This is a genomic window from Nostoc sp. JL23 (assembly GCF_017115065.1).
Classification (GTDB): domain Bacteria; phylum Cyanobacteriota; class Cyanobacteriia; order Cyanobacteriales; family Nostocaceae; genus Nostoc; species Nostoc punctiforme_A.
On sequence record NZ_JABXKN010000011.1, the window covers coordinates 1 to 9,189 of the forward strand.

6 protein-coding genes and 3 pseudogenes are annotated in these 9,189 nt (G+C 40.3%); all 9 read left to right on the plus strand.

Going from position 1 to position 9,189, the window contains the following annotated elements:
- Nucleotides 1-155 precede the first annotated feature (155 nt).
- Nucleotides 156-392 (plus strand): annotated as a pseudogene (locus tag HWQ42_RS00550) (IS66 family transposase); the annotation flags it as partial.
- A 675-nt stretch (nt 393-1,067) separates the two neighbouring features.
- A complete protein-coding gene (locus HWQ42_RS00555) occupies nt 1,068-2,576 on the plus strand; it encodes a serine hydrolase (RefSeq protein WP_292808380.1) in 1,509 nt (502 codons plus the stop codon).
- A 174-nt stretch (nt 2,577-2,750) separates the two neighbouring features.
- Complete coding sequence (locus tag HWQ42_RS00560; RefSeq protein ID WP_292808382.1) at nt 2,751-3,560, plus strand: CPBP family intramembrane glutamic endopeptidase; 810 nt, start codon at nt 2,751-2,753, stop codon at nt 3,558-3,560.
- 154 nt (nt 3,561-3,714) lie between these two features.
- Nucleotides 3,715-5,226, plus strand: a complete 1,512-nt coding sequence (locus tag HWQ42_RS00565; RefSeq protein WP_292808384.1) for a serine hydrolase — start codon at nt 3,715-3,717, stop codon at nt 5,224-5,226.
- An 11-nt stretch (nt 5,227-5,237) separates the two neighbouring features.
- Nucleotides 5,238-5,861, plus strand: a complete 624-nt coding sequence (locus tag HWQ42_RS00570; protein ID WP_292808386.1) for a DUF998 domain-containing protein — start codon at nt 5,238-5,240, stop codon at nt 5,859-5,861.
- Nucleotides 5,862-6,312: 451 nt separating this feature from the next.
- On the plus strand, nt 6,313-6,747 hold the full coding sequence (locus HWQ42_RS00575; protein ID WP_292808388.1) for a hypothetical protein: 435 nt from the start codon (nt 6,313-6,315) through the stop codon (nt 6,745-6,747).
- 547 nt (nt 6,748-7,294) lie between these two features.
- The gene (locus HWQ42_RS00580) at nt 7,295-8,137 is read left to right on the plus strand and encodes a DUF6544 family protein (RefSeq protein WP_292808390.1); all 843 of its coding nucleotides are present in this window, start codon (nt 7,295-7,297) and stop codon (nt 8,135-8,137) included.
- Between the two features lie 72 nt (nt 8,138-8,209).
- A pseudogene (locus tag HWQ42_RS35390) lies at nt 8,210-8,611 on the plus strand (DUF6544 family protein).
- 17 nt (nt 8,612-8,628) lie between these two features.
- Nucleotides 8,629-9,159, plus strand: a pseudogene (locus HWQ42_RS00590) (IS4 family transposase); the annotation flags it as partial.
- Nucleotides 9,160-9,189: the final 30 nt, after the last annotated feature.

Sequence of the window (9,189 nt, forward strand, 5' to 3'; positions counted from 1 at the left end):
GTTTTGAGCTTACTCCTCAGCCCCAAGCAAATACTGTTTCTTAGGAGAGGGTTAGGGACTTCCAGAAAATAAAATATACAGATAATAAAAATGATAATCAACTTGCAGCTATTAGTAATAATCCAATTTTCTGTGAAGCTGCATAATTTTTGGGTAAAAAACTAATTTTAATTCCAGGTCTTCACAACCAAGCTATTGGCGAAGCCTTTGTCAACTTAATTGATGAAGCCTTTAGAAATTATGCTCAATGGTTTAAGACTCTTGACTCCACCCTTTACAACGATTGGGTCAATCAGTTCAAATCTAAGTTGCACTTCTCACTCCATCAGTGGATTGATCTAGCAGGAGCTACAGTTGGCCAACTTTTGCGTTCCTTGCGCGATAAAGCAAATTAATGGTGGTAATTTTGGCAAAACTGGCAAAATTTTTCTAGGCTCTTATTTTGGCAAAAGTATTGATAGAGTTGGAATATCTATGAGGTTGCTAGTTAGAAATTTCCAACCCATCAGCTAATTTAGTTATGCCCTCCGATACTAACGCAGCATTTCATTATTTGTCTAACATAAGTTGCCGAGATATATATGCTTTAGGGCAAAGCAAAATGACATTTATACAAGTGTGGCGATTCATGACACTCATGCTGGCTGCATTTAGTCTCAGTTTGTCTATGGCACATTTGCTAGAGTTGCCGCAAAGAATGCAGTTTGATCGGCAACTTTGGGTTAGAGTGACGGTCTTTATGTATAAATAGGGTGTAATTCTATAGCAATCCGATTTGATTCTTGAACTTATTTACGTGGTGCGCGTTCGCGTTAGCGTCTCTGAAAGAGAAGCGCAGCGCAAGCGCGATAAGCAGGGAGTAGGGAGTAAGGAATGGGAAATCAGCCCTTTCGAGTTATACGGAATTTTTTCAAAAATCAAATAGGAGTCCTATAGCTAAATGCAAAATGACGTAGTTCTAGACTATTAGAGCCAAAGAAACTAATCTTAGAAGCTTAAATTGCTGCCTTGATCATGTTCATTTTATGGCGAATTATGCTTTATGACAATCAACAAAATCTAACCCAATGAACAAACTTTTCCGCCTCATTTTGATATTCATGAGTGTGTTGATTGTCATCATATTCAACATCAATGGCAGTGCAAACCAACTGGACTTGGATGATAGGATCGATCGCTTCATCACAACTCAAATGAAGACTCATCACATTCCTGGTTTGGCAGTCGCCATTACTCACAATAACCAAGTGTTGCACATTAAGGGATACAGTACAGCAAATAACGATCGCCCTGTTACAGCACAGACCCAATTCTTGATTGCTTCGTTGAGCAAATCGTTTACTGCAATTGCAGTGATGCAGTTGGTCGAAGCGGGACAAATTAATCTAGATTCACTCGTGCAAACTTATTTACCAGAATTCACCTTGGCTGATCCGACGTTCGCGCAGCGTCCGCTTGGCGGAATCGCTGCCAAAATAACCATTCGTCATCTCCTCAATCAAGTGAGTGGTTTATCTGACGTAGGCTTTTCTGAGTTGCAGGTTTCCCAAGCAAAAACAATTAGCGAGCGCGTTACTAGCCTCAATCGAGCAAGTCCCGTTGCCTTACCCGGCGCTCAGTTTAACTATTTCAATCCCAATTACGAAGTGTTGGCGCGAGTGGTTGAAGTGGTGAGTCAACAGCCATTCTCAGCCTACTTACAAACGCATATTTTTACACCTCTTCAAATGTCGCGGACGCTCAATGCAACTACAAGTGCTGACGCATTCCAAGGTGCTACAAACATGGTACAAGGACATTTGATGGCATTTGGACTGCCCTTCGCATATCCAGAAATGTCTGGTTATCTGAGCGGCAGTAGCGGGATCGTTTCCACCGCAGAGGACATGGCAAATTATCTAATCTTCCAAACCAACAGTGGACAATTTAAAGAAACAAAATTGCTTTCTGAAAGTAGTGTGGCGCTGATGCACACTCCACCCAAAACCATCGGTAGTTCCTATGGCATGGGTTGGGTTAAGGGCAGCGAGAACGGTGAACCAGTGATCGAACACTCTGGAGTTTTGTCTACATTCTCTACGTATGTTGGGCTGTTGCCGAAGGAAAAGTATGGAATTTCGCTACTTTGCAACATCTATGCGTCGCCGTTAATTCCAATGGCATTTCCGCAAATCAAAACTGGACTGATTCAATTACTAAAGGATGGGCAGCCTGCCGCAGGTGGGTTCTCAATAACCTTGTGGGGTATAGCGATCGCACTGTTGATGTTTATAGGTGTAATGCTGGCAATCCGCAGTTTGCTTTACTTACCGCAATGGAAACAGGCGATTCGTAGAACTCCCTTGTGGCGTGTCTGGTTAGGGATTGGCTGCACATTCTTGCCAGGGTTTTTCCTACTCGTATTGCCTTGGCTATTGGCATTGGTGTGGGATCGATTCTTTGGATATGTACTGTTGTTTCGATCTATGCCGGATCTGATGCTTTGGCTGAGTGTGTGTGCGGTTTTGGGCGTAGTAAATGGAATTGCACGTTTGATACTTCTGGCGCGTTCCAATGGATCAGAGTATTCAACTTAAATCAGGAGCTTTCCCCATAAATATGTTTAATAGCAAGACTGATTGAGTGAAACAACATCTGCTGCCCCAACTACGCCGACCTGTTGACTGGTTTATTTGCACATAATGAAATAGTTATATTTAAAATCACTTTCTAACTAATCAGTATAAAACGACATTTAACAAATCACAATTATGTATACCAGCACATCATCAAATAAATCACCACTAAAATTTTTTCTCCTGGTTTTTGCTCTTATTATTCCATTATGGGTAATTGAAACAATGGTCGAAGTTAAAAGACTTCCTCTGGATGTTCCTATTACTGACCTTATAGCCGCCTTTTTACCGTTAATAGCTGCCTGCACCCTTGTTTATAAAGAAGAGGGGATTATTGGTATAAAGAGTCTGTTAAAAAGAGTTTTTGATTTTTCAAGAATTAGGCAAAAAATTTGGTATTTGCCTGTTATTTTTTTGATGCCAATAATATATCTATTGATATATGGAGTAATGCACTTGTTTAGACTGCCACTTCCTGTAGGAGTGGAAATTCCGTTTCTAAAAAACGCGGTAATTTCTGTTGCCTTTTTCATCCTTGCTACAGGTGAAGAAGTTGGCTGGTCGGGATATGCCGTTGATAGTATGCAAGAACGATGGGGTGCACTAACAACCGCCATCATTATAGGCTTGGTATGGGCAATATTGCATTACCCATCAATCATTCAACAGGGTCACGATTTTATATGGATACTATGGGCAACTCTCGGTACTGTTGGTATGCGGATACTTATTGTTTGGCTTTATAACAACACTGGAAAGAGTGTATTTGCGTGCATCATTTTTCATAGCATGGCTAATATTGGTAGAATTTTATTTCCAAAAGACCAAAACCACAATCCGCTAGTTGACTATCCTGATATTCACTATTCAATAATTGCGATCGCTGCTGTTATTGTAGTCTTTCTGTGGGAATCAAAGACATTAGCTCGGTATAAATATACTTGATTTCGCCGTAGCTAGTGTCACTACGCCGCCCCGTTTATTGGTTTATGCGGAAATGATTGTATTAATTTATAAAATTGAAAATTAGACGAAAAGGGTTTCCATAGAATTCAAAATTAAACTCTTCATGTTTAAAAAAAATCCGTAATTCCAACTTATGAAAATAAGACCATCAGTATTTATTATCCTATTTTTATGCACATCTTTAAGCCTGAGTATTATCAATATATTTCCGCCAACCGGATTAGCTCAAAAGCGAATTTATACATCAACCCAAAGTACAAGGCTAAACGAAAGAATTCGGCGCGTCGAGAACGGGTTGCTTCTGCCGTTTATTGTCAAGGGTGAGCCGAATATGGCTATGAAACTTGTTAACCGAATGCGATTTTATAAAACTCCCGGTGTTAGTATTGGCGTTATTAACAACGGAAAGATTGAATGGGCGCGTGGTTACGGAGTTCAAGAAACAGGCGGGAATAGATCTATAACTCCCGAAACACTTTTTCAAGCAGCATCAATTAGTAAGCCGGTAGTAGCAATGGCGATGTTACGACTCGTCCAAGAGAATAAATTGAATCTTGACGAAGATGTGAATGAAAAACTTGTTTCGTGGAAAGTTCCCGAAAACAATTTTACGAGAGAGCAAAAGGTAACTTTGCGCGGCTTGTTAAGTCACAGTGCCAGTCTGACGGTTTCGGGCTTTCGCGGTTACGTGGTGGATGAAGAAATTCCGACAATTCTGCAAATTTTAGACGGAGTAACGCCAGCTAATTCAATTCCGATAAGGGTTGATGGCACACTAAACAAAGATTTTAGATACGCCGGAGGCGGCTATGTCGTTGTGCAAAAACTGGCGGAAGATGTAACCAAAAAGCCGTTTCCCTCCTTTATGCAGGAAGAGGTTCTTAAAAAACTTAATATGACCCGCAGTACTTATCAGCAAACGCTTCCGAAAAAACTTCGGGCTTCAGCCGCCATCGGTTATAAATCCGATGGAACAAAGATTAAAGGTAATTGGTATATACATCCTGAAATGGCGGCTGCCGGACTTTGGACAACGCCTTCCGATCTTGCTCGTTTTGCAATTGAAATTCAAAAGTCCAAAAGCGGAAAGTCAAACAGAGTTTTATCTGTCCAAATGGTTAATGAAATGCTCACGCCGCAAATCGGAGGATGGGGACTTGGACTCGAACTGCGAGGAAAAAATCAATCCGCCCGTTTCGTTCATGGCGGCGGGAACGAAGGTTACAGATGTTTGATGGTTGCCTATAACGACAGTGGGCAAGGTGCGCTTGTAATGACCAATTCAGACAACGGTGATGCACTTGCAGAAGAAATAATGCGAAGCATTGCCAAAGAATATGGCTGGTTTGAGTATCTTCCAAAAGAAAAAGTCATCGTTTCGGTTGAACCCAAAATATACGACATTTACGCCGGACAATATCAAATTGCCCCAAACTTTATTCTCACTATCACAAACGAAAACGGGAAATTAATGAGTCAGGCGACCGGACAGCCGACATTTGAGTTGTTCGCCGAATCAGAAACCGACTTTTTTCTAAAAGAGTCTGAAACGGAAATTAAATTCGTCAAAAACACTCAAGGAAAAGTTACGGGATTAGTTTTACGGGAACGCAATCGCGATACGTCTGCTCAAAAAATCGAGTGAAACAATCTGTTATGAATAAATTAAAACTTTCTGGTCTATTACTCTTTCTTGCTGGTTCATTTGCCTTAATGGGCATTATTACCGCCGAAGCGTTGTATCCATCTGGCACTGGCTACACAACTTTTAACAGCGAAATAAGCGATCTTGGTGCAACAAAACCCCCCAACAGCTTAATCTATCAGCCTTCTTCTCGAATTTTTAATATCACTATGCTGTTATCAGGGCTGATGATTTTGACAGCGACATTTTATCAGAATAGATATTTCAAAAAACTGCTTTTCAGCATTCCGGTTGCTCTATTTGGTTTGGGTTTAGTAGGCATTGGCATTTTTTCCGGAGACAAAGCTCCTTATCATGGAATGTTCGCAATGCTTACATTTTTATCTGGTGGATTGTCAGCGATCGCATCTTCCAAAATTGCTTTAGCACCTTTCAAATACATCGGGATTCTATTTGGCTCAGTTGCATTACTTACATGGTTTGCCGCTATGTTTGTTCCCCACATTATTTTTTCTTTTATCGGCATCGGCGGAACAGAAAGATGGGTAGTTTATCCAATTGTGTTATGGATAACAGGATTTGGCGGTTATTTGATAAATACTACAACCAATAAATATCAAAACAATAAGAAATGAAAACTAGATTTATAGTTAAAAAAAATAGATTTTTTTAAAATTACACATTCTTTCTCCTAGTTTTTGCTCTTACTATATTTTTTTTCAATGTCATGAGAGATAGTCAATGTTCTTATCGTTCACGAGGATGAAATCTATGAAATGGCAACAATTAATTCTGGTTTTTATAGCCACCATAAGCTTAATATTTGCAGGCAATCCTTTGGCACAGACTGATATCACAACAATACCAACCTCATTCGCTTTGGTGGAAGCGTAACCGTACCAGACTGCAACCAATATCTGAAGCTGATGCAATTGTCAACATAGGGGAATATGAAAAAGCAACGTAGATATCAAACTTCTTTGTTTAAACCTAATTAATACTATTGTGAGGCAGAGAACAATGACATTCATACAAGCTTGGCGATTCATAACACTTATGCTGACTTCGTTTAGCCTCAGTTTGTCTATGGCACATTTGCTAGAGTTGCCGCAAAGAATGCAGTTTGACCAACAACTATGGGTTAAAGTAACGGTTTTTGAAAATGTTTATAAGTTGTTTGGCTCAGTCGGCGCAGCTTTTGAAATTACAGCAATTCTGACGGGAATTGTGTTGGTATTTCTTGTTCGCAAACGTGGTTCAACTTTCTACTGGACTTTGGGCGGAGTGATTTTTTTGGTACTGGCGTTTGTGAGTTGGATAACGTTTGTCGCGCCAATGAACGCTGAATTCGCCAAATGGTCGACGAATCCCGTTCCCGTGAATTGGACGCGATATTGTAATCAATGGGAATATGCACATGCAATCAACGCCTTTATCAAAATTATTGGGCTAAGTTTGCTCGTTATCTCTGTGCTTGTAGAAACGCCTAAAAAGAGAGCGCTCCATTCTGATCAAGAGTAAGGGGCGTTTATATCTGCTAGATGCTCTGGAAGGGAAATTGCAAGCAGTTAATTGCGAAAAAAACATCAGCAAATCATTCTTGGCAAGATGTCAGGGAATGTTGTGCAATCAAATGTTATGAACTCAAAAATAGAACGAATGGCGCGATTTAACGCCGAAAATGAAGAAATTATACTGAGACAGTATGGAAAGTGAAACAAAATTGACTTTAATTAAAGTCATTCACACGTTGATATGGGTATTTTTCAACTTTGTGATTTTCTATATGCTTTATGCCGCGATTGCAAATAAACTCGATCTCTGGCTTTGGATTGGTTATGGATTTATATTGCTAGAAGGGCTAACCCTACTAACTTTTAAATCCCATTGCCCATTAAATTTGCTTGCCCGAAAATACTCAAACTCCACAAAGGACAATTTTGATATTTATCTTCCAAGTTGGCTAGCCAAGTACACGAAGTTAATCTATACAACTATTTTCGCAATCATTCTTATCATCACTATCTATCAAATTCTGAATTAACAACCATAGGTAAGCATCATGTGGATGAAATGGATTGCAATGATTGGTGTTTTAATCATAGTCTGCCTCGGACTTGCTGCGATCTATGGTAGCTATCGCTGGCAGTCAAACACTGATAACTTACGAGCCAAATTAATAAATGGACGGCGAACAATTAAGCCCCAAATCTATGAGCAAAAAGAAATTGAAGGCTTACCAGATCCCGTACAGCGATTTTTTCGGACAGTACTCAAGGATGGACAAGCGATCGTGGCTGTGGTCAAGCTCTTTCAGCAAGGACAGTTCAATCTGAATGAAACGGAAGCCAAGTGGAATCCGTTTACTGCCACCCAACTTGTGATGACTCAACGCCTCGGTTTTGATTGGGATGCACGCATCCAGATGGCTCCAGGAGTTAATGCCTTTGTTCATGATACATATCTGTTAGGAGAAGGCAACTTACACGCATCATTATTCGGTCTTCTCACCGTTGCAAAAATGCATGGTACGCCTGAATTGAACCAAGGTGAATTGTTGCGGTACTTTGCTGAGGCAGTGTGGTATCCCACGGCTCTGTTACCCAGTCAGGGTGTGCGCTGGGACGCAATTAATGACACCTCCGCCCGCGCTACTTTGACGGATGGCGCAACAACTGTCTCCCTCGTATTTCAGTTTAATGCTGAAGGGACGATCGCTACTTGTCGGGCTGAGGCTCGTTATCGTGACAAGCTGACTGCTATGCCTTGGGGCGGTCGATTCTGGGAATATTCAGTTCGTAATGGGATGCTGATTCCTTTAGAAGGCGAGGTGGGATGGGAGTATCCAGAAGGCACTCGGCTTTATTTTAAAGGAAGAACTACAGAGATTCACTATGAGTTCGCATCTTGATGGACTGCAATCGAAACAAACATCAAAATCAAAATACTGGAGGCAATTATGACCAAACAAATTTCTCTTAATATGCTATGGGATTCAGCGACATCCAAGGAGCGTGTATTCCACTCAGATGAACTATCTCATTTACCAGAAGCAGCAAGACGGTATCTTGAACACGCGATCGCTCCTGAAACTGTGATCGCATCTGCGGTTCGATTGCAGATGCACGGCGAAATCAAATTGAAAAATTGGATTCCATTCAAAGCAGAGCAAGTTATTTGCTGAGAGCATGGACTGATTTGGAGTGCTACGGCATGGATGAATGGTTTGCCAATTGTGGGATCGGATCGGATTATAGACGGTGTAGGTGCAATGCAATGGAAACTTCTAGGATTGTTCCCTGTGAGTAAAAGAATAATCAGAAACACTATCTTCGACTTTCTGTCTCTTCAGATGTACGGATATTTTTCAGAAATCAAATACTAGCCCTATACAAAAACTACTATTGTTTTGTCAGCTTTAATCTTCCGGGTAAATGGAAACGGAAACGCTTTGGAGTTGCGCCGGAGGAAGGCTGGTTTATCTTAACTAATTTAGATGAGTTAGATTCGGCTATCAAAGCTTATAAACAGCGTTTTGATATTGAAGAGATGTTTAGAGATTTTGAGAGTGGTGGTTATAATTTAGAAAATACTAATGCATCAGGACAACGGCCACTTTCTCTCATATTATTAATCTCCCTTGCTTATACAATTGCAACAATATCCGGTCAAAAAATTAAACGCATAGGTGTTCAAAAATATGTTGGACGAATTAAATAATCTAAGCGGACTGTTCAACGACATAGTAGTTTTTATATTGGTCTTTATGACCACAATTGGGTCAATTTCATGGAAAATTCCTATGAATTAGTCGCCGAATTATTGATATTAAATCTTAATAAACGTAAGTATTATCAGCAAGGAGAGAGGGCTATCAGGCTTATTCTATCTGCGTCCTACCCTTTTTATCCCCCCGTAAGGTATATACAATAGTCTGATTGATGGTTGAATTGTATAAGTTGA

Bases quoted from the DNA above. Each gene is read 5' to 3' on its own strand.
- HWQ42_RS00565 (WP_292808384.1), top strand. From the start codon at position 3,715: ATGAAAATAAGACCATCAGTATTTATTATCCTATTTTTATGCACATCT.
- HWQ42_RS00555 (WP_292808380.1), top strand. From the start codon at position 1,068: ATGAACAAACTTTTCCGCCTCATTTTGATATTCATGAGTGTGTTGATT.
- HWQ42_RS00570 (WP_292808386.1), top strand. From the start codon at position 5,238: ATGAATAAATTAAAACTTTCTGGTCTATTACTCTTTCTTGCTGGTTCA.
- HWQ42_RS00580 (WP_292808390.1), top strand. From the start codon at position 7,295: ATGAAATGGATTGCAATGATTGGTGTTTTAATCATAGTCTGCCTCGGA.
- HWQ42_RS00560 (WP_292808382.1), top strand. From the start codon at position 2,751: ATGTATACCAGCACATCATCAAATAAATCACCACTAAAATTTTTTCTC.
- HWQ42_RS00575 (WP_292808388.1), top strand. From the start codon at position 6,313: ATGGCACATTTGCTAGAGTTGCCGCAAAGAATGCAGTTTGACCAACAA.